Source organism: Burkholderia sp. LMU1-1-1.1, assembly GCF_040675865.1.
Lineage (GTDB): Bacteria > Pseudomonadota > Gammaproteobacteria > Burkholderiales > Burkholderiaceae_D > Rugamonas.
On record NZ_JBEGHG010000034.1, the window covers coordinates 331,895 to 352,441 of the forward strand.

Here is a 20,547-nt window from a genome sequence, read left to right on the forward strand (position 1 = left end):
GGGGTACGCTCGGCCGTTTGATCGCAGTCAAGCCGCAATACGCTGGTCAGAAGACAATCAGTGCATGCCACGCACCATGGCGTTGGCGACCACAATGATTGCTTCGTTGAAGGCGCACCATGCTCTATTTCACCTACAGCCCCGCCCCGCTCGCCCGCGTCCTCAGCGAGAAATTGATCGCCATCAGCCGCGCCGGCAAGAGCCTGTTGATGTTCGGCGCCGACTGCCTGGCGCTGCCGCTGTGCCTGCAACTGGCGCTGCTGGCCAGCGCCGGCGCCGGCGCCGATATCGGCGCGCCGCCGGCGCTCGCGCTGTTGCTGACGGCGATGTCGATCGCCGCGCTGGCCATGAGCGACCTGTACTCGGCGGTGGTGCGCTATCTGGACCAGCGCATGCTGACCATCGCCGGCCTCGGCCTCGGCGGCGCGGTGCTGGCGGTGTCGGTGCTGACCATGGACCGCGACGACCAGCCGCTGCCGGCCGGCGCGCTGGTCAACTACTGGCTGATCGCGATGTCCTATCTGGTCGCCTCGCGCGTGGCGGTGCGCGCCTTCCTGCGGCGCCACACCCGCGCGCCGATGCAGGCGCGCGAACCGGTGGCCATCTACGGCGCCGGCGACACCGGCGCCCGGCTGGCGCAGGCGATGCGCGGCGACAGCCGCTACTGCCCGGTATGTTTCATCGACGAGAAGTGCGGCGGCGAGCAGCGCACCGTCGGCGGCCTGCGCGTGTTCCCGCCCGACCGGCTGGGCGAGATCGTCGCCGCCTCGTCGATCCGGCTGATCGTTGTCGCGCTGCCGGCCACCTCCGGCGAGCGGCTCGGCGCGGTGCTGCGCATGCTGCGCACCTCCGGCGTCAGCGTCAAGTTCCTGCACGGCCTGCTCGACCTGGCCGACCACTCGCTGCGCCGGCAGCCGCCGCGCGGCCCGGTGCCGGACTTTCCGCTCGAACAGCTGTTGGGCCGCGCGCCGGTGCAGCCCGACAGCGCGCTGTTCAGCCGCTGCGTGCGCGGCAAGAGCGTGCTGGTGACCGGCGCCGGCGGCTCCATCGGCAGCGAGTTGTGCCGCCAGGTCGCCGGCCTCGGGCCGCGCCGCCTGCATCTGCTCGACCATTCCGAATACGCGCTGTATACGATACGCCAGGAGCTGCAGGCCAACTGGCCGCAGCTGTCGGTGCGCGCCCATCTGGGCTCGGTGTGCAACGAACAGTTGCTCGAACGCGTGATGCAGGAGGACAGCATCGACACCATCTACCACGCCGCCGCCTACAAGCACGTGACGATGGTCGAGACCAACCTGGTCGAAGGCTTGCGCAACAACGTCGTCGGCGCGCGCGCCGTCGCCAACATCGCCGCCAAGTACCTGGTCGAGACCTGCGTGCTGGTGTCGAGCGACAAGGCGGTGCGGCCCAGCACCATCATGGGCGCCAGCAAGCGCCTGTCCGAGCTGGTGTTCCAGGCCGCCGCGCAGGCGGCCACCGCAGGCGCCGACCGCCGCACCACGTTCAGCATGGTCCGCTTCGGCAACGTGCTCGGCTCGTCCGGTTCGGTGGTGCCGCTGTTCCGCCGCCAGTTGCAGCAGGGCGGGCCGCTGACCATCACCGACGCCGCCATGGAACGCTACTTCATGCTGATCCCCGAGGCTGCGCAACTGGTGATCCAGGCCGGCGCGATGGCCGAGGGCGGCGAGGTGTTCGTGCTCGACATGGGCCGGCCGATCCGCATCGTCGACCTGGCGCGCAGCATGATCGCCCTGGCCGGGCTGACCGAGAAGACCGCCCAGTATCCGCAGGGCGACATCGAGATCAGCTACGTCGGCCTGTTCCCCGGCGAAAAGCTGCAGGAGGAGTTGCTGACCGCCGACGGCGCCGAGCCGAGCCGCCACCCGCGCATCCTGCGCATGAAGGAGCAGGCGCTGCCGCCGGCGGTGCTGGACCAGTACATCGAGCTGCTGCTGATCACCTGCGACACCAACGACCGCTGGCTGATCGAGGCCATGCTCAAGACCATCATGAACGAGTTCACGCCGCAGAGCGGCTCCCGGGCCGGCGACGGCGAGGCGGCGCTGCGCGCTATCGCGCAGCTGAGCATGGCGCCGCCGGCGCCGGCGCAAGCCCAGGCGTCCTGACGGCACGCCGCTCCTCCGCGTCCCCGGCCGTCCCCTCCATCCATTGCAAGGAGTCCCCATCATGCGCCAGTTCGCCCCCGCCGTCGTCGGCCGCAAAGTGCGCTTCGCGCTGGTCGGCTGCGGCCGCATCGCGCAAAACCATTTCGCCGCGCTGGCCCAGCACGCCGAGCGCTGCCAGCTGGTGGCGGTCTGCGACGTCGATCCGGCGGCGCTGGCGCGCGCCGCCGCCCAGACCGGCGCCACGCCGTTCGCGCGCCTGGACCAGATGCTGGCCAAGAGCGAGGTCGACGCCGTCGTCATCACCACGCCGTCCGGCCTGCATCCCGAACAGGCGGTACGCGTCGCCGCCGCCGGCCGCCACGTGATCACCGAAAAACCGATGGCCACGCGCTGGGAGGACGCCAAACGCATGGTGGGCGCCTGCGACGCGGCCGGCGTGCGCATGTTCGTCGTCAAGCAGAACCGCCGCAACGCCACCCTGCAGTTGCTGAAAAGCGCGGTCGACAAGAAGCGCTTCGGCCGCATCTACATGGTCAACCTGAACGTGTTCTGGACCCGGCCGCAAAGCTACTACAACAGCGCCGGCTGGCGCGGCACGTGGGAATTCGACGGCGGCGCGTTCATGAACCAGGCCAGCCACTACGTCGACCTGATCGACTGGATCGTCGGCCCGGTCGAAAGCCTGCAGGCCTACACCGCCACCCTGGCGCGCGACATCGAGGTCGAGGACACCGGCGTCATCAGCTTGCGCTGGCGCAACGGCGCGCTCGGCTCGATGAACGTGACGATGCTGGCCTATCCGCACAACCTCGAGGGCAGCATCACCATCCTCGGCGAGAAAGGCACCGCGCGCATCGGCGGCGTCGCCGTCAACGAGGTGCAGCAGTGGCAGTTCGCCGAACCGGACGAGGACGACGCGCGCGTGCGCGAGGCCAGCTACGCCACCACGTCGGTGTACGGCTTCGGCCATCCGCTGTACTACGACAACGTGATCAAGGTGCTGCGCGGCGAGGCCGAGCCGGAGACCGACGGCCGCGAGGGCCTGAAGTCGCTCGAGGTGCTGATCGCCGCCTACCGCTCGGCGCGCGACGGCCGCCGCGTCGCGCTGCCGCTCGACTATTGATATGGACACGCCCACGGAGAAGCACATGGACACGACGGTACACCCCAGCGCCATCGTCGACGACGGCGCCGCCATCGGCGCCGGCACGCGCGTCTGGCACTTCAGCCATGTGTGCGGCGGCGCCCGCATCGGCGCCGGCTGCTCGCTGGGCCAGAACGTCTACATCGGCAACGACGTGGTCATCGGCGACAACGTCAAGATCCAGAACAACGTCTCCGTGTACGACGCCGTCACCATCGAGGACGACGTCTTCTGCGGCCCCAGCATGGTGTTCACCAACGTATACAACCCGCGCTCGGCGATCGCCCGCAAGAGCGAGTACCGCGCCACCCTGGTGCGCCGCGGCGCCACCATCGGCGCCAACGCCACCGTGGTGTGCGGCGTGACGATAGGCGCGCACGCCTTCGTCGCCGCCGGCGCCGTCGCCAACCGCGACGTGCCCGACTTCGCGCTGATGGCGGGCGTGCCGGCACGCCAGATCGGCTGGATCAGCCGCCACGGCGAGCGGCTCGACCTGCCGCGGCGCGGCGACGGCAGCGCCCTCTGTCCGCACAGCGGCGACCTGTATGTGGTCCGTGACAGCGTCTGCGCGCTGATGCCGCCCGACTGAACGCACGTCCTCCCACACGACCCGACACCCACAGCCCGGCCACGGAGCCCCCCATGGAATTCATCGATCTGAAAACCCAGTATCAACTGCTGCGCGAAGACATCAACGACGGCATCCAGCGCGTGCTCGACCACGGCCAGTACATCATGGGGCCGGAGGTGGCGCAGCTGGAGCAGAAACTGGCCGCGTTCAGCGGCGCGCGCCATTGCATCACGGTCGCCTCGGGCACGGAGGCGCTGGTGATCTCGCTCATGGCGCTGGGCATCCGGCCCGGCGACGAGGTCATCACCACGCCGTTCTCCTTCATCGCCACCGCCGAGGCCATCGTGCTGCTGGGCGCGCGGCCCGTGTTCGTCGACGTCGAGCGCGCCAGCGGCAACCTCGATCCGGCGCTGATCGCCGCCCGCATCGGGCCGCGCACGCGCGCCATCCTGCCGGTGTCGCTCTACGGCCAACCGGCCGACATGGACGCCATCAACGACATCGCGCGCGAGCACGGCCTGGCCGTCATCGAGGACGCGGCGCAAAGCTTCGGCGCCACCTATCGCGGCCTGCGCAGCTGCAACCTGTCGGCCATCGGCTGCACCAGCTTCTTCCCCAGCAAGCCGCTGGGGTGCTACGGCGACGGCGGCGCCATCTTCACCAGCGACGACGAGCTGGCGCGGGCGATGCGCGAAATCCGCGTCCACGGCCAGTCGCAGCGCTACCGCCACACCCGCATCGGCGTCGGCGGCCGCATGGACACCTTGCAGTGCGCCATCGTGCTGGCCAAGCTGGGCGCGTTCGAAGACGAGCTGGAACGCCGCCGCCAGGTGGCCTCCGTCTACGACCGCCTGTTCGCCGGACGCATCGAGACCGCCGCGCCGGCGCGGGACCGCGACAGCGCCTACGCCCAGTACACGGTGGTGCCGCAGCGGCGCGCCGCCGTGCAAAGCGCGCTGGAACTGGCCGGCATCCCCAGCGCCGTCCACTATCCGCTGCCGATCCACCTGCAGCCGGCGTACGCGCGCTTCGACGACGCCGCCTGCCCGGTGGCCGAACTGCTGGCCCAGCATGTGCTGAGCCTGCCGATGGGCCCCTACCTGGCCAGCGCCGACGCCGAGAAAGTGGCGCACGTGGTGCTGGCCGCCGCCGGCAACTAGGAACGCGCCATGCCTACGCTACCCAATCTGCCCACCTTCTGGAAACATCTGCTCACCGTGATGAGCGGCTCGGTGGCGGCGCAGGCGCTGCCCATCCTGGCCGCGCCGCTGATCACGCGCCTGTGCACGCCGGCGGAGATGGGGGCGTTCAGCGTCTGGTTCGGCGTGGTCGCCATCGCGGCGGTGATCGCCACACTGCGCATGGAAAACGCGATGATCTTCGACCAGCGCCGCCAGCGCCAGCACCTGTGCTTCGGCGTCGTGGCCTGGTCGGCGACCTGGCTGGCGCTGCTGCTGACAGTGGCCGCCACCCTGATCAAGATGTGCTGCCTAACCGGCATGTCGTGGCTGGGCGCGTTGACCCTGGGCACGGCGGCCTGGCTGACGGCGACGATGCAAACCACGCTCGCCTACGCCGCCTCGCACAACGCCTTCGCGCCGGCCGCCAAGGCCAGGATCGTCGCGGCGGGCGGCATCGCGCTGGCGCAATTGGGCATCCTGGGCCTGGGCGTCGGCGCCGGCGCGCTGATGGCCGGCCATCTGATCGGCCTGGCGATGGGCCTGGTGGCCGCGCGCATGCTGCTCAAGCCGCCGCTGGGGCGGCGGCGAGGCGGCACGCCATCGTGGCGCGCGTGGCGGCATGGCCCGGGCTGGCAGACCTGGCGCGACGGCCTGCGCGGCAAGGCGCTGGCGTGGCTGCGCCGGCTGTCGCGGCACGGCCTGTCGGCGCTGTTCCCGTCCAAAACGCAGCGCGCCTTCCTGCGCACCCACCGCGCGCTGTGGAACTTCACGCTGCCGGCCAACCTGCTCAACACCGGCGTCGGCCAGCTGCCGCTGCTGATCATCGGCGTGCGCCACGGCGCGATGGCCGCCGGGCTGTTCGCGCTGACCCAGCGCGTGCTGGCCGCGCCGATCTCCCTGCTGGCCGCGTCGGTGCACGAAGTGTTCAAGCGCGAATCGGTTCGCCAGTTCCAGGACACCGGCAATTGCCGTCCCGCCTATCTGCACGCGCTGCGCGTGCTGCTGCTGCTGGGCTGCGTGCCGTCGCTGATCCTGCTGCTGGCCTCGCCGGCGCTGTTCGTCTTCGCCTTCGGCGAGGCCTGGCGCGGCGCCGGCGAGCTGGCCCAGATCCTGGCGCCGCTGTACTTCCTCAACTTCCTGGCCAGTCCGCTGAGCTATGTATTCTTCGTCGCCGGGCGGCAGAAAATCGAGCTGGTCTGGCAAATCGCCCTGTTCATCATGACCGTCGGCGTGTTCGCCGCCCCGCTCACGCTCAAGCAAAACGTGCTGGCCTACACCATCGGCTATTCGCTGCTGTACCTGCTGTATCTGCGCATGTCCTACCGCTACAGCGTCAACCGCAACCCGACCGGGGGCCTGCATGCTGCCCGCTGACCACCAGGGCGCGGCGCCCGCCGGCCTGCTCGGCCCCGCCTACGCCGAGCTGGCCTTCTTCCTGCTGTTCCCCGGCTTTTTCGCCTATCAGACCTTGCTGGGACTGGGCGTGATCCGCGCCTTCCTGGGCGGCTACTTCGCCGCCGTCGCGCTGTTGATGTTTCCCATGCTGCTGCTGTCCTACCTGGGCCGCCTGCGCGCGCGGTCGTTCCACCTGCACCGCGTCGACGCCGCCTTTTGGGGCTTCCTCGCCTATTTCGCGGCGGCGATCGCCTGCAACGCGGCCAACGCCAACCTCGCCATCATCGCCTCCCACCTGCTGGGCCTGGTGTACATGCTCAGCCTGTTCATCATCTTCAAGACGCTGGACTTCCAGAGCCGGCGCTTCCGGCTGACGCAATTGATCAGCTTGGTCGCGATGTCGGCCGTGGTGTTCGCCTTCTCCGTCGACGGCGCGTTCTACCTGGCCGTGCTTGGCGCGGCTCGCGACCCCGACAGCGTCGCCACCTACCAGGGTTTCTCGCGCTCCTACCTGATGCCGCTGGCCGTCGCGCTGGCCTGCGCCCGCCACCGGAGTCTGCGCTGGTCGCTTTACGCGCTCGGGCTGCCGACCTTGTACATCAACACCGCCCGCAGCGAGTTCGGCGCGCTGCTGTTCCTGATTCCGCTGATCGAATTCCACGCCGCGCGCCACCGCATGGCCGTGGTCGCGGTGTTCGTGCTGCTGTTCCTGCTGCTCAAGGTCAATCTGGACGCCATCCTGGCCGGCGTGCCCGACAACCGCACGCTGGAGCTGCTCGACCTGTCGCATTCGTCGTCGGTCAGCGCGCGCCACCATCTGACCGCGCAGGCGCTGCGCACCATCGACCTGCATCCGATCCTGGGCGACTACGCCAGCTACGCGCCGGGCAACTACGCGCACAACATCCTGTCGACCTGGGTCGACCTGGGCCTGTTCGGTTTTCTCGGACTGCTGGCGTTGCTGGTGTATCCGCTGGGCCAAATGGCCGTGCACGGCTACCTGGTGGGCGGACGCGCCAGCCGCGACCAGCGCTTCGTGCTGGCGTGGTGCCTGCTCGGGGTCACCCTGCTATTGCTGTGCATGTCGCACTATTTCGTCGACATGATGATCGGCGCCGCGCTCGGCGCCTACGCCCGCTACCGCTCCGGAGGCCATGATGCTTGAGATCGTCCACCTGAGCGCGGTCCACGCGCGCGACGATGCCCGCGTTTTCGCCAAGCAGTGCCGCGCCCTGGCCGCGCGCGGCCACCGCGTGACCCTGGTCGTCGCCGACGGCCTGGGCGAGGCCAGCCGCGACGGCGTGCGCATCGTCGACGCCGGCGCGCGCGGCGGCGGCCCGGCCGGCCTGGCGGCGGCCGCCCACCGGCTGTACCGCCACGCGCTGGCCTTGCGGCCGGACATCGTCCAGCTGCACCATGCCGCGCTGCTGCCGCTCGGGCCCGGGCTGCGCCGGCACGGCTGCAAGGTGGTGTTCGACGCCGGCCACGACCTGCCCGCGCCGCCCGGACGGGCGCAGGCCGGCGACGCCTGGCCGCGCCGCGCGCTGGCGGCGTTGCGGAGCCGTCTCGAGCGGCAGGCCTGCCGCCGGCTCGACGGCGTCATCGCCGCCACGCCCCTGGTCCGCGACAAATTCCTGGCCGTCAACAGCGCGACGATCAGCGTCAGCGACTTTCCGGTTCCCGACGAGCTCGGCGCCGGGCCGGCCTGGGCCGACAAGCCGGTGCGGGTCTGCCACGAGGGCGCGCTGAGCGCGATCCGCGGCATCGTCGAGCTGGTGCGCGCCTGCGAACTGCTGCAATCGCCGGTGCGCCTGAGCCTGGCCGGCGATTTTTCCGAGGCCGCGCTGGCCACCCGCATGCTGGCGCGGCCGGGCTGGCGCCGCATCGACGCGCTCGGCCAGCTGGGCCGGTCCGGCATCGGCGACCTGCGGGCCTCCTCGCGCGCCGGTCTGATCACGCCGCACGCCACGCCGACCCACCTGGGCGCGCCGCCGGCCGCGATGTTCGAGTACATGGCGGCCGGCATCCCGGTGATCGCCTCCGACTTTCCGCTGTGGCGCGCCGTCGTCGAGGCGCACGCCTGCGGCCTGTGCGTCGACCCGCGCGACCCGCCGGCTATCGCCGCCGCCATCGACTACCTCGCCAGCCACCCCGACATCGCCCGCCGCATGGGCGAGAACGGCCGCAAGGCGGTGTGCGCGCGCTACAACTGGCCGCGCGAGGCAAGCAAGCTGATTCAATTCTATGAACATCTTTGAACCACTCCATTTGCTGAGGACATCATGATCGCCAAGCTCGCCAATCAATGCAAACTGGTGCTGGATGTGGTCAGGCTGCCGGTCGCCAGGCTGTGCTTCGACACCAGTTTCAATCCGGAGGATGTGCGGGAGACGCACCGCCGCTTCACCAGTCCCCATCCGAAATACAAGGTGTTCGGCTACAAACAGCTGGGCGTGGCCCTGATCGACCTGCGCCGCCTGGCCGGGCCGGTCGCCTACCTCGACGGCCTTACCGGGCGGAGCGGCGCCGCCACCTATGTCAGCAAGGCGCGCCGGCGCGGCTACGCGCTGGCGCAGATCGACCGCAACGACCACATCGACGCCATCCACGACATCAACACCAGCCTGCCCAGCCGGCAAGGCCGGCCGATGGACGCCAGCTACCGGGAAAAGAAGTTTCATTACGAGGCGCAGAGCCACTACCGCTATTTCGGCGTGTTCAGCAAGCAGGGCAAGTTGATGGCCTACTGCAACATCGGACGCTACGGCAACTTCACCGCGTTCTCGCAACTGATGGGCTACCGCAACAACGACGGCGTCATGCATCTGCTGGTGACCGACATCGTCAGCCTGCTGCTGATGGAGTTGCAGGCCGGCGACGGCCCGGAGTTCTTGATGTACGACACCTTCTTCGGCGCCCAGCCCGGCCTGCGGCAGTTCAAGACCATGCTCGGCTTCGCGCCCTACCGCGTCCGTTACAGCCTGCGGTGAACCTCATGCGTACCGTCCTCAACCGCCTCTACAGCGACTATCTGATGCCGTCGCGCCTGCGCCACTACGAGGCGCTGCTGCAACACGCGCGCCACGAGGGCTACCGGCAAACGTCGGTGCGCGCCTGGCTGGCGTCGCTGCGCGGCGGGCGCGCCGGCGCCGGCCGGGTGCTGGTGCACCGCCACGACATCGACACCGACCTGCCGACCGCGCGCCGCATGTTCGCGCTGGAACAGAAACACGGCGTGCGCGCGAGCTATTATTTCCGCCTGTCGACGCTCGACTTCGGCCTGATGCGCGAGATCGAACGCTATGGCAGCGAGGCCAGCTATCACTACGAGGAGATCGCCACCTACGCCAAGCGCGCGCACCTGAAGGACCCGGCCCAGGTGCGCGCCCGCATGGACGAGATCCGCGCCCAGTTCGAACGCAACTTCCGCCGCATCGAGGAACAGCTGGGCAGCAAGCTGCACACGGTCGCCAGCCACGGCGACTTCGCCAACCGGCGCCTGGGCATGATCAACCACGAACTGCTGGACGACGCCGCGCTGCGCGCGCGTTGCGGCATCGCCTGCGAAAGCTACGACCAGGAACTGCTGTCGAGTTTTGACCTGTACATCAGCGATCGCCCGCACCCGCAGTATTTCCATCCGATGCCGCCGCAAAAGGCGCTCGGCGCCTACCGCCGCATCTGCCTGCTGACGCATCCGGCCCAATGGCGCACCAACTGGGCCGCCAGCAGCGGCCACAACCTGCGGCGCCTGGTCGAAGCCTGGCGCTGGTGAGGCCGGCCACACGCCGGCTTGGTAAAGCACTGGATGACGCAACCAGGCAACAACGAGGGCAACACCGATGAACATACTGCTGATCAACCATTACGCCGGCTCGGTGCGGCACGGCATGGAGTACCGGCCGTACTACCTGGCGCGCGAGTGGGTGCGCGCCGGCCACCGGGTGCGCATCGTGGCCTCGTCCCACTCGCACCTGCGCGCGCAGGCGCCCGAATTGAACGGCCGGCGGGTGGTCGACGAGACCATCGACGGCATCGACTACCGCTGGCACGCGACGCCGGCCTACTGCGGCAACGGCCTGGGCCGCGCCGCCAACATGGCCGCCTTCGTCGCCGCGCTGTACCGGGGCGCGCCGCGCCTGGCGCGCAACTTCCAGCCCGACCTGGTGATCGCCTCGAGCACCTACCCGGCCGACATCTGGCCGGCGCGCCGCATCGCCACGCTGGCCGGCGCGCGCCTGGCGTTCGAGGTGCACGACCTGTGGCCGCTGTCGCCGATGGAGCTGGGCGGCATGCCGGCCTGGCACCCGTTCATCGTGCTGATGCAGGCGGCCGAGGACTACGCCTACCGCCACGCCGACACCGTCATCTCCATCCTGCCCAAGGCCGGCGCCCACATGGCCGCGCGCGGCATGGCGCCGCACAAGCTGCACGTGGTGCCCAACGGCGTCGACCTCGACGAGTGGGACCTGCCGCCGCTGGCGCTGCCGGGGGCGGCGGCGGCCCTGCTGGCCGGGCTGCGCCGGGAGGGCCGCACGGTGGTCGGCTACGCCGGCAGCCACGGCCTGGCCAACGCGCTCGACACCCTGATCGACGCCGCCGCGCTGCTGCGGGGGCGGCCGCTGGCGTTCGTGCTGGCCGGCGCCGGGCCCGACAAGCAGGCGCTGCAGCGCAAGGCCGCCGCCGCCGGCCTGCGCGACGTCCACTTCCTCGAGCCGCTGGCCAAGCGCCACATGCCGGCGCTGCTGCGCGGCTTCGACATCGCCTACCTCGGCTGGCGGCGCCAGCCGCTGTACCGCTACGGCATCTCCCCCAACAAGCTGGGCGACTACATGATGGCGGCCCGCCCCATCATCCACGCGGTCGAGGCGGCCAACGATCCGGTGGCCGAGGCCGGTTGCGGCCTGAGCGTGGCGCCGGACGACCCGGCGGCGCTGGCCGCCGCCATCGCGCGCCTAGCCGCCATGCCGGCGGCGCGCCGCCACGCGCTGGGCCAGCGCGGCGCCGGCTACGCCCGCGCCCACCTCAACTACGCGCTGCTGGCCGACCGCTTCCTGGCCGCCTGCGCCGCGCCGCCGCACTGACACCCCACCAAGGAGACATCATGCCCTCACCACGCCCGCCGCTGGAAGCGGCGCCCCGCCCGGCGGCCGCGCCGGCGCCAACCAGCGACTTCCTGCCCTTCGCCCTGCCCGACCTGGACGGCGAGGAGGCCGCCGCCGTGCTCGAGTGCCTGCGTTCGGGCTGGATCACCACCGGCGCCGTCAGCCGGCGCTTCGAACAGGAGTTCGCCGACTTCCTCGGCGGCGGCGTCACCGCCGTCGCCGTCAACTCGGCCACCGCCGGCCTGCACCTGGCGCTCGAGGCGCTGGGCATCGGTCCCGGCAACGAGGTGATCGTGCCGACCATGACCTTCACCGCCACCGCCGAGGTGGTGCGCTACCTCGGCGCCGAGCCGGTGCTGGTCGACGTCGACGACCGCACCTTGTGCATCTGCCCGGACGCGATCGCCGCCGCCATCACGCCGCGCACGCGCGCCATCGTGCCGGTCCACTACGCCGGCCTGGCCTGCGACATGGACGCTATCCTGGCGCTGGCCCGGCGCCACGGCCTGCGCGTGGTCGAGGACGCCGCGCACGCCTTCCCCACGTCGTACCGGGGGCGCGCCGTCGGCACCCTCGACAGCGACGCCACCGTGTTCAGCTTCTACGCCAACAAGACCATCACCACCGGCGAGGGCGGCATGGTGGTGTGCCGCGACCCGGCGCTGCTGCGGCGCGTGCGCGTCATGCGCCTGCACGGCATCAGCGAGGACGCCTTCGACCGCTACACCTCGCGTCGCCCGGCCTGGTTCTACCAGGTCGTCGCGCCCGGCTACAAATACAATATGACCGACATCGCGGCGGCCATCGGCTGCCAGCAGCTGCGCAAGATCGGGCGCTTCCTGGCGCGCCGCCAGGCGCTGGCGGCGCGCTACGCCGAACAGCTGCGCGGCTTGCCGCTGCGCCTGCCGCCGGACGCCGACGCCGGCGGCCAGCACGCCTGGCACCTGTATCCGGTGCGGCTGACGGCGGCCGCGCCGCTGGCGCGCGACCGGCTGATCGAACTGCTCGCCGAGCGCGGCATCGGCACCAGCGTGCATTACATCCCGCTGCACCGCCAGCCCTACTGGCGCGAGCGCTACGCGTTGGCGCCCGAGCGCTTCCCGCGCGCCGAGGCCGGCTATCAGTCCCTGCTGACCCTGCCCCTGTACACCCGCATGAGCGACGCCGACCAGTCGCGCGTCATCGCCACCTTGACGGAGCTGCTATGTTAACCAAACGCGTGTTCGATATCGTGGCCGCGCTGGCCGGCCTGCTGCTGTTGGCGCCGGTGATGCTGGCGTTGGCGGCATGGATCAGGCTCGACTCGGCCGGACCGGTGTTGTATCGCCAGCGCCGGGTCGGGCGCAACGGCGTGCCGTTCCGCATCGTCAAATTCCGCACGATGCACACCTCGGCCGAGGACGCCGGCCTGCTGTCGCTGGCCGACGACGCCCGCGCCACCCGCGCCGGCCGGCTGCTGCGCCGGCACAAGCTCGACGAGCTGCCGCAACTCTTCAACGTGCTGCGTGGCGAGATGAGCCTGGTCGGGCCGCGTCCCGAGGTGCCGCGCTATGTCGAGCACTACCCGCCAACGGTGCGCGACATCGTGCTGTCGGTGCCGCCCGGCATCACCGACTGGGCCGCCATCCATTTTCGCGACGAGGGCGAGATCCTGCGCCGGGCGGCGGACCCGGAACGGACCTACCTGCAGCAGGTGTTGCCGGTCAAACTGGAGTACTACGTGCGCTACGTGCGCCAGCGCGGCCTGCTCACCGACCTGCGCATCCTGTTCCACACGGTTGGTGTTCTGCTGTTGGGACGGCCCGCTTTAACGACGCCGCACGGCGACGTGACGATCCCGGGCGGCGCTCACGCCGGGATGGCCGCCGGTATACGGGCAGATGCGCACACGCAGGCGCCAGAAGGCGCGCAGACCAGTGCGCGCATTCGAGGCTGGCCGCGGCTGCGGCTACTCAAGGAAAGCCGGATGGGGCCGCACGACTGGCAGTCGCCGCTGATCTCGCTGCTGCGCGGCTTGGCGGCGCTGCAGGTGGCGGCCGCGCATCTGCGGGCGCAGGTCTTCCCCGGCCTGAGCACCCTGCAGGAGCCGCCGCTGTGGTATGTGGGACTATCGTTCTTCTCCGGCTTCGCCCACCAGGCGGTGGTGGTGTTCTTCGTGCTGAGCGGCTGGCTGGTCGGCGGCAGCCTGCTCGACCGCGTCGGCAAGCCCCACGCGATCCGCGACTACGCGATCGACCGCGTCACGCGCCTGTGGATCGTGTTGCTGCCGGCGTTCGTGCTGATGTTGCTGCTCGGCCTGGCCGGCGGCGAACTGGACGCCGGCCAACCCAGGCTGGCCGACACCAGCCCGTGGTCGCTGGCGACCTTGCTGGGCAATCTGGTCGGCGTGCAAACGATGGCGGTGCCCGCATTCGGCGGCAACTTCCCCTTGTGGAGCCTGGCTTACGAGACGTGGTACTACGCGCTGTTTCCGCTGCTGGTGCTCGCGCTGCGGCCCGGCGGCGCGCAGGGGCGGCTGGCGGCCGCCGTCGCGGCGATCGCGCTGGCGTCCTGCCTCGCCTCCGGCATCGTGCTGTACCTCCTGGTGTGGCTGATGGGGGCGGCGGCCTCGCGCGTGCGGCTCGACGCGGGCCGGGTTCAGCGCTACGCGGGCTGGCTGCTGTTCGGTGCGCTGGCCATGGTCCTGCGCCTGCAGGGACAGGACGGCGACGTCGACGGCCGGTCGCTGGCGCCGGACCTGCTGTACAGCGCGGTATTCCTGCTGTGCCTGTGCGGCGCGGGACGCCGCGATCCGGCGGCGATGCGGCCGCTGGTGGCGGCCGGCACCTTCCTGGCCGGTTTCTCGTTCACCTTGTATGTGCTGCACGTGCCGCTGCTACGGGCGCTGTGGGCCTACCGCGGCGGCCGCTTGCTGTCGACCGACGATCCGGCCAGCCTGGCGGTGTATGCCGCCATGCTGGCCATCGTCGTCTCGCTCTCCTACCTGATCCATCTGCCGTTCGAGGCGCAGACGGCCAGGCTGCGCCGGTTCATCAAGCGTTTCCTGCCGGGCCGGGCCGGCAGGAAACTGGGGGCGCCGACGGCGGGCGAAGCCGGCTAGCGGCCGGCCGCGCCTATCGCGACTTACTTGTACGCGCCGATGCTGACCGGCTGCATCGGCGTGCCCTCGATGTCGTACGCCGGCGCGTAGGTGGTGGTGCCGGCGCCCTTGGCGGGCGAGGTGCTGCGCAGGTGCAGGTCGGGCGTGCCCGTGCGGGTGTACGAGACGAACTGCGGATCGGCGCTGACCGTGCCGCTGGCCACCAGGCCGTTACGCAAACTGAAGTTGTAGTTGACGTTCTGGTACACCAGGTTGTTGCGGTAGGTGTTGTGCGTCCCGGTCTTGCCCTGTTCGGAGATGCCGTAGCGGTTGTCGTAGACGATGTTGTTGACCACGTGCGTGTAGTCGGCCCCGGCGCTGCTGTGGTAGAAGTCGCCGCCGCCGACGATGATGCCGATACCCGAGTTGGCCACCGTGTTGTTGGCGATGATGACGTTGGTGGCGTCGTGCCACAAGTGGATCGCCCCCTGCGCGACGCGGTGGACGACGTTGCCGACCACGCTGCCCGTCGTGCTCACGTAGATGCCGTGCACATGGCTGCACCCGGCCGGACCGATATCGTAGACGAAGTTGTTGATGACATCGCCCTGCACGCCGTTGTAGTAGGAGTCGACGCCGATGGCCGAGCCGCCGGTGCCGTCGCACGGGATGGTCTGGGCGATGTGGTGCACGCGGTTGTTGCGGATGACATCGTAGGAGCCGCCGTTGTAAATGCCGCTGCGCCACTTGGTGCCGCTCTGGTAAGCGCTGCCGTCGACCTCGAAGCCGTTGATCTCGACATAGTTGCCGCGGTTGTCCCAGGCCACGTTGCTGCTGGAGTTTGCCGGCGGAATGATCTTCGCGCCCCACTTGGTGGTCGAGACATAGTAGATGCGCCCGTTCGCGGTGCCGTTGGCGTTGGTCCTGAAGCCGCCCGCGTAGTTGCCCGGGGCCACATGCACGGTGGTGTTCGGCGCGGCCAGCGCGGCGGCGCGCGCGATCGTCTTCAACGGCGAGCCCTGCGCGCCGGAATTGCTGTCCGAGCCGCCGGTCGACACGTACAGGTGGTTGGCGGTGGTCGGCGTCGGGGTGGGCGTGGGAGTTGGGGTTGGTGTCGGGGTCGGCGTCGGCGTCGGGGTTGGTGTGGGGGTAGGCGTCGGCGTGGTGCCGGCGTACTCGTAGGCGCCCAGATCGTCGGCGGCGCCGACCGGGCGGTCCCTGCCGTCGAAGTCGCGCGGCGGCGCGTCGACCGCCAGGCCCTTGTCGATCGCCGGCGACGTCGACCGCAAATGGTAGTCGCCGCCGCCGGTGCGCACGTAGTTGACGAACTGCGGCGCGGCGGCGACGGTGGCCACCGCCACGCCCTTCAGGAGCAGATAGCCTTGGGATGACTGCTGGAACATCAGGTTGTTCGCATAGGTGTTGTGTGAGCCGATGTTGCCCTGTTCAACCACGCCATAGACGGTGTCGTACACGATGTTGTTCGTCACGCGCGAATTGTCGCCCGCCGCCGTCGCGTGATAATAATCGCCGCTGCCCACCACCACGCCGGTATTGGAGGCGAAGATGGTGTTGTTGACGACGTCGACGCCGGAGGCGTCGTGCCACAAGCGCACCGCCGCGTTCGAGACGCCGTAAATGATATTGTTCTTGACATCCGTGCCCACGCTATTGACATAGACACCGTACATGGTGCGGCAGCCGTTGGCGCCGATGTCGTGCACCAGATTGCCGCTGACGTCATGCGCGCTGCCCTTGAAATAACTGTCGGCGCCGATGCCGCCGCCCGACGCGCAGGCGCTGCGTCCGATGTGGTGCACGCGGGTGCCGTACACGCCGCCGAACGAGCCGCCGGTGTAGATGCCGGTGGTCCACAACGTGCCGGCGCGCGCCGTGCTGCCGTCGACCTCGAAGCCGACGATGTCGACGTAATCGCCACGGTTGTCCCACGCCGCCGACGTGGTGGAGGTGGCCGGCGGCACGATCTTCGCTCCCCACTTGGTGTCCGACACATACTTGATGCGCGCGGTGGCCGTGCCGCTGGCGCTGGTGACGAAACCGCCGGCGTAGGCGCCGGGCGCCACGTGCACGATGGTGCCGGGCGTCGCCGCCTGCGATGCCCGGCGTATCGTCAGGAACGGCGCCGCCTGGGTGCCGGCGTTACTGTCTGAACCTGCGGTTGAAACATAGAGCTCGCTGGCGGCGGCCGCGCCGTTGTAGGTGACGCTGGCGGCCAGCACGGGCGCTTGCGCCGCCGTGACGGCTTGCTTTCCTTCATCGCCGCCGCTGCCGCCGCCACAAGCGGCCAGCAGCATCGCGCAGGCGCCCAGACCGATGGTCGTGGCGCTCCCTTGGGACAGGTAGTGGACAGAATTGTTCATCAGACTTTCCTCGTTCATGAAGTGAATGAGGAAGGTTTGATCTGAATCAAATTCTATAGTTCAATGCTTTTAGAAAAAAATTCTGACAAGACTTTATTACAACAGAAAAACAGCGCGCGGAATTGCCCCTTGGGTACCCCTCCGCGCCACGCCGTCAGGCGTCGTTGAACACCACGCCGTGCGGCGCGATGCCGGCATGGTTGAGCCGTTTGACCGCCGCGTTGAGCTGGCCTTCGGTGGTCACGCCGGCGCGCGTGACCAGGAAGACGGCGCCGGCGTGGGCGCCGACGACCAGCGCGTCGGCCGCCTCCATCACCGGTGGCGCCGTCATCAGCACCACGTCGTAGCGGGCGCCGAGCGACTCGAGCAGGCTGGCCAGATGGCGGTGCTGCAGCAACTCCGTCTGCTGCGGCAGCACACTGCCGCAAGGAATGAAATCAAGATGGTCGGCAACCCCGTGGCGCACCGCCATGTGCGGCTGCAGCGCGCCGGCCAGGCACTCGGCCAGGCCGCCGGAGCGCTCGATGCCGAAGTATTCGTGCAGCCGTCCGTCGCGCAAGTCGGCGTCGATCAGCAAGGTGCGCTTGCCGCCCGAGGCCATCAGCAAGGCCAGGTTGACCGACACGAACGAGGCCCCCACCCGCCGTGTCGGCCCCAGGCAGCTGACGATGTTGTTGCGGCTGTGCGGCAACACAAATTGCAGCGCGGCGCGGAACGCCCGCAGGCTCTCGGCCGCCGCGTCGTCCGGCGCCGCCTGCGCCAGCAGCAGCGGAGCCCGCTTGCGCGCCTGCCGCCGCAGGCGGACCTGGCTGCGGCTGTGCGGAATGGTCGCGTGCACCGTGCGCGCGCCCAGCAGGGACTCGATCCGCTCGGGGTCGTCGATGCCGCCGACCATGGCCTTGCTGGCGAAGGCCATCAGCGCGCCCAGGAACAGGCCGGTGACCATGCCCAGCGCCACGATCAGCGGGCGGTTCGGCTTGAGCGCGCGCTCCGGCGCCACCGGCATGTCGACCATGCGCACGTTGCCGACCCGCCCCATCGCCACCAGGCGCAACTGTTGCGCCGTGTTCAGCAGCTCGGTGTACAGGTCGGTGCTGACCTTGACGTCGCGCGCCAGGCGCGCCTGTTCCTGCTCGATCAGCGGCAGGCGCTTGATGCGCGCCTCGAGCTCGTCGATCTCGCGCACCGTCTCGCGGCTCTGCTGGTTCAGCGCCTGCAGCAGCGGATGCTCGTCGGTGTAGCGCCCCAGCAGCTCGGCGCGCTTTTGCGCCAGGGCGCCGCGCCGCGTCTGCGCCGCCGCCAGGGTGTCGAGCGCGATGCGCACCTCCTGCTCCAGGTTGACGGTAGCGTGGCTGCTGCGGTAGCCGTTGTAGCTGGCCTCGGCGCTTTCGAGCTGGTGGCGCAGCACCGGCAACTGGCGGTCGAGGAAGGCCAGCGTCTTTTGCGCCTCCTCGGTGCGGCGCGCCAGGTTTTGCCGCATGTATTCGCTGCCGATCTCGGTCAGCGTGGCGTATACCTGCTGCGGCGCCGCGCCGTGCAGCTTGACCTCGATCACCCCCGACTGCTTGCCCTGCTCGGCGATCTGCAGCGAGCGCTGCACCTGCTCGAGCGCGGCCAGGCGCGAGCTGCGGCGCAGGATGAAGCGGGCGCCGGGATTGGCGCGCAGCCGCGTCACCAGCAGGTCGATGGCGCCGTCGGGGCCGGCGGCATGCGCGGCCTGCCCCGTCTCGCCCTCCAGCACGGGGCGCCGCTTGCCGTCGCTGAGCCGGTAACGCCCGCCGCCGAGCGCGGTGACGGTGAAATCCTGGTCGTACATGGCGTCGGGCACGTCGAAGCTGGCCACCTCGATTTTCTCGCCGCCCCACACGTAGCCGCCACGGCCGAACAGGCCGGGCTCGGACAACTGGCTGCCGCGGCGCGCCGCGATCCACTCGCCGCCCAGCGGGAAATAGCGCGGCCGGGCATCGATGTACAGGCGCAGGGTGTCGACCGCGCGCGCCACCACCAGCCGCGAGTGCAGCAGCTCCATCTCGGCGATCGCCGCCTTCTTGGTTTCGAACAGCGACGACACGTCGTTGAGGATGTTCTTCGACGCGTTCGGGCTTTCCTCCTCCACGTGCAGCAGCATGTTGGCCTCGTACACGGGGCGCGCGGCCAGCGCGTAGGCCAGCGCCGCCAAGGTGCACAGCGTGGCCACGCCGGTGATCAGCCAGCGCCGCGCGGCCAGGGTGCGGAAATACGCGCGCCAAGGCAACGCGCCGGGGTCCGGCTCGGGCAACGGTTCGACCCGCTCGATGAGCCGGGTGGGCGCGGCGATGCCGCGCAGCGGGCGCAGTTGCGGCGGAGTGTCGTAAGCGTCGTTCATGGCGGGCCTATGGTCTGGTGGTGGCGCCGACCACGGACGACAGCTCGCCCGGGAACAGCTGGCTGATCGCGCGGTGCCAGTTGGCCAGCGGCGAGGCGGCCACATACACGACGTCCTTGGCGCGCAGCTCGAAGCGCTCGGCCAGCGCCAGCGCCCGCGACGGCCGGGCGTCGAGCCGGTACACGCGCGGCCCCTGCGCCGTCTGCCGCACCACGTACACCTGGCCGGCGTCGCCGCTTTGCGGATTGATGCCGCCGACCTCGCCCAGCGCCTCGTTCAAGGTCAGCCGGCCGTCGTGCATGGTCAGCGAGCGCGGTTGCAGCACCTCGCCGGCGACGAACACCTTGCTCTCGTCGCGCGGCGGCACCCGCACGATGTCGCCGTTGACCAGCATCACGGCGGCGGCGTGGCGGCCGTCGCGCAGCGCGCGGATCAGGTCGACCTTGTGGCGCCGGCCCGCGCGCTCGACGGTGATGCGGCTCTGGTCGGCGTTGGGCGTCAGGCCGCCGGCGCGGTTGAGCGCTTCGAGCAGCGTCATCGGGATGTCGTTGACGGTTTGCAGGCCCGGCGAGCGCACCTCGCCGTCGATGTAGACCCGCTGGCTACGGTAGGCCTGCACGCTGAGCGTGACGCGCGGGTCGCGGAAGTAGCGCGCCAGCCGCTTGCTCAGCAAGGCGCCCGCCTGCTCGCGCGTCAGGCCGGCGAAGTCCATCGTGCCGGCGAACGGAAAATGCAGCTTGCCCTGCTGGTCGATGACGAAGCTGGCCGCCGGCGGCCCCAGCCCCGCGCCCTCGACGCCCTGGTCGCGCGCGACCGCGCCGGTCAGTTCCGGATGGTCCCACAAGGTGATCGCCAGCACGTCGCCGACGCCCAGGATATAGGTGTACACGCCCGGCTCGGTGGCCGCCAGGCTGCCCAGGTCCTGGCCGGCCGCCGGCGCGTTGTCGCGCTGCTGCGCGTCCAGCCATTGCTCGGTGATGGGGATGACCTCGGCGTCGTCCGGCGCCGGCGCGCTGTGCATGCCGGTGGCGCAGCCGCCCAGCAGCGCCAAGCTGAACAGCAAGGGCGCCAGGGCGGACGCGACGTTGGTGGCGGCGGTGGTGGCGGTGGTGGATGGTGTGACGGTGTGCATGACGGCCTCCAGTAGCTCGACCAGAGTAGATCGCGTCCCGCAAGGCGGCCTTGTTTCGCATCAAACGC

General features: G+C 70.1%; 15 protein-coding genes. 12 read left to right on the plus strand and 3 right to left on the minus strand.

Annotated features, from left to right (window positions below):
* The first annotated feature begins 119 nt into the window (after positions 1–119).
* The 12 genes from MRBLMU1_RS22895 (at position 120) to MRBLMU1_RS22950 (ending at position 14,622) form a co-directional block, all read left to right on the plus strand.
* Positions 120–2,126 carry a polysaccharide biosynthesis protein gene (locus tag MRBLMU1_RS22895; protein ID WP_363506236.1) on the plus strand — a complete coding sequence of 669 codons (2,007 nt, stop codon included), beginning with the start codon at positions 120–122 and terminating at the stop codon, positions 2,124–2,126.
* Between the two features lie 61 nt (positions 2,127–2,187).
* Entirely contained in the window at positions 2,188–3,249 is a 1,062-nt protein-coding gene (locus tag MRBLMU1_RS22900) for a Gfo/Idh/MocA family protein (protein ID WP_363506239.1), read from the plus strand.
* A 25-nt stretch (positions 3,250–3,274) separates the two neighbouring features.
* Positions 3,275–3,859, plus strand: coding sequence for an acyltransferase (locus MRBLMU1_RS22905; protein ID WP_363506242.1), 585 nt, complete (start codon positions 3,275–3,277; stop codon positions 3,857–3,859).
* Between the two features lie 53 nt (positions 3,860–3,912).
* Positions 3,913–5,001, plus strand: a complete 1,089-nt coding sequence (locus MRBLMU1_RS22910; RefSeq protein ID WP_363506245.1) for a DegT/DnrJ/EryC1/StrS family aminotransferase — start codon at positions 3,913–3,915, stop codon at positions 4,999–5,001.
* Between the two features lie 9 nt (positions 5,002–5,010).
* On the plus strand, positions 5,011–6,396 hold the full coding sequence (locus tag MRBLMU1_RS22915; RefSeq protein ID WP_363506248.1) for a lipopolysaccharide biosynthesis protein: 1,386 nt from the start codon (positions 5,011–5,013) through the stop codon (positions 6,394–6,396).
* A complete protein-coding gene (locus MRBLMU1_RS22920) occupies positions 6,383–7,582 on the plus strand; it encodes a hypothetical protein (RefSeq protein ID WP_363506251.1) in 1,200 nt (399 codons plus the stop codon). The genes MRBLMU1_RS22915 and MRBLMU1_RS22920 overlap by 14 nt, the downstream gene beginning before the upstream one ends.
* On the plus strand, positions 7,572–8,675 hold the full coding sequence (locus tag MRBLMU1_RS22925; protein ID WP_363506254.1) for a glycosyltransferase: 1,104 nt from the start codon (positions 7,572–7,574) through the stop codon (positions 8,673–8,675). Before MRBLMU1_RS22920 ends, MRBLMU1_RS22925 begins: the two co-directional genes overlap by 11 nt.
* 24 nt (positions 8,676–8,699) lie before the next feature.
* Entirely contained in the window at positions 8,700–9,407 is a 708-nt protein-coding gene (locus MRBLMU1_RS22930; RefSeq protein WP_363506256.1) for a hypothetical protein, read from the plus strand.
* A 5-nt stretch (positions 9,408–9,412) separates the two neighbouring features.
* Positions 9,413–10,192: a hypothetical protein gene (locus MRBLMU1_RS22935; protein WP_363506259.1), complete on the plus strand. Its 780-nt coding sequence runs from the start codon at positions 9,413–9,415 to the stop codon at positions 10,190–10,192.
* A 67-nt stretch (positions 10,193–10,259) separates the two neighbouring features.
* Positions 10,260–11,501, plus strand: coding sequence for a glycosyltransferase family 4 protein (locus MRBLMU1_RS22940; protein WP_363506262.1), 1,242 nt, complete (start codon positions 10,260–10,262; stop codon positions 11,499–11,501).
* A 20-nt stretch (positions 11,502–11,521) separates the two neighbouring features.
* A complete protein-coding gene (locus MRBLMU1_RS22945; protein ID WP_363506265.1) occupies positions 11,522–12,733 on the plus strand; it encodes a DegT/DnrJ/EryC1/StrS family aminotransferase in 1,212 nt (403 codons plus the stop codon).
* Positions 12,727–14,622 carry a sugar transferase gene (locus MRBLMU1_RS22950; RefSeq protein ID WP_363506268.1) on the plus strand — a complete coding sequence of 632 codons (1,896 nt, stop codon included), beginning with the start codon at positions 12,727–12,729 and terminating at the stop codon, positions 14,620–14,622. The genes MRBLMU1_RS22945 and MRBLMU1_RS22950 overlap by 7 nt, the downstream gene beginning before the upstream one ends.
* A 23-nt stretch (positions 14,623–14,645) precedes the next feature.
* Here the strand turns inward: MRBLMU1_RS22950 and MRBLMU1_RS22955 are convergent, their stop codons facing one another.
* The 3 genes from MRBLMU1_RS22955 to MRBLMU1_RS22965 all read right to left on the minus strand — a co-directional run bounded on the left by MRBLMU1_RS22955 (position 14,646) and on the right by MRBLMU1_RS22965 (position 20,479).
* On the minus strand, positions 14,646–16,982 hold the full coding sequence (locus MRBLMU1_RS22955; RefSeq protein WP_363506271.1) for a DUF1565 domain-containing protein: 2,337 nt from the start codon (positions 16,980–16,982) through the stop codon (positions 14,646–14,648).
* Positions 16,983–17,136: 154 nt separating this feature from the next.
* Positions 17,137–19,347 carry a GNVR domain-containing protein gene (locus MRBLMU1_RS22960; protein WP_363506274.1) on the minus strand — a complete coding sequence of 737 codons (2,211 nt, stop codon included), beginning with the start codon at positions 19,345–19,347 and terminating at the stop codon, positions 17,137–17,139.
* Positions 19,348–19,354: 7 nt separating this feature from the next.
* Complete coding sequence (locus MRBLMU1_RS22965) at positions 19,355–20,479, minus strand: polysaccharide biosynthesis/export family protein (protein WP_363506277.1); 1,125 nt, start codon at positions 20,477–20,479, stop codon at positions 19,355–19,357.
* Positions 20,480–20,547 lie beyond the last annotated feature (68 nt).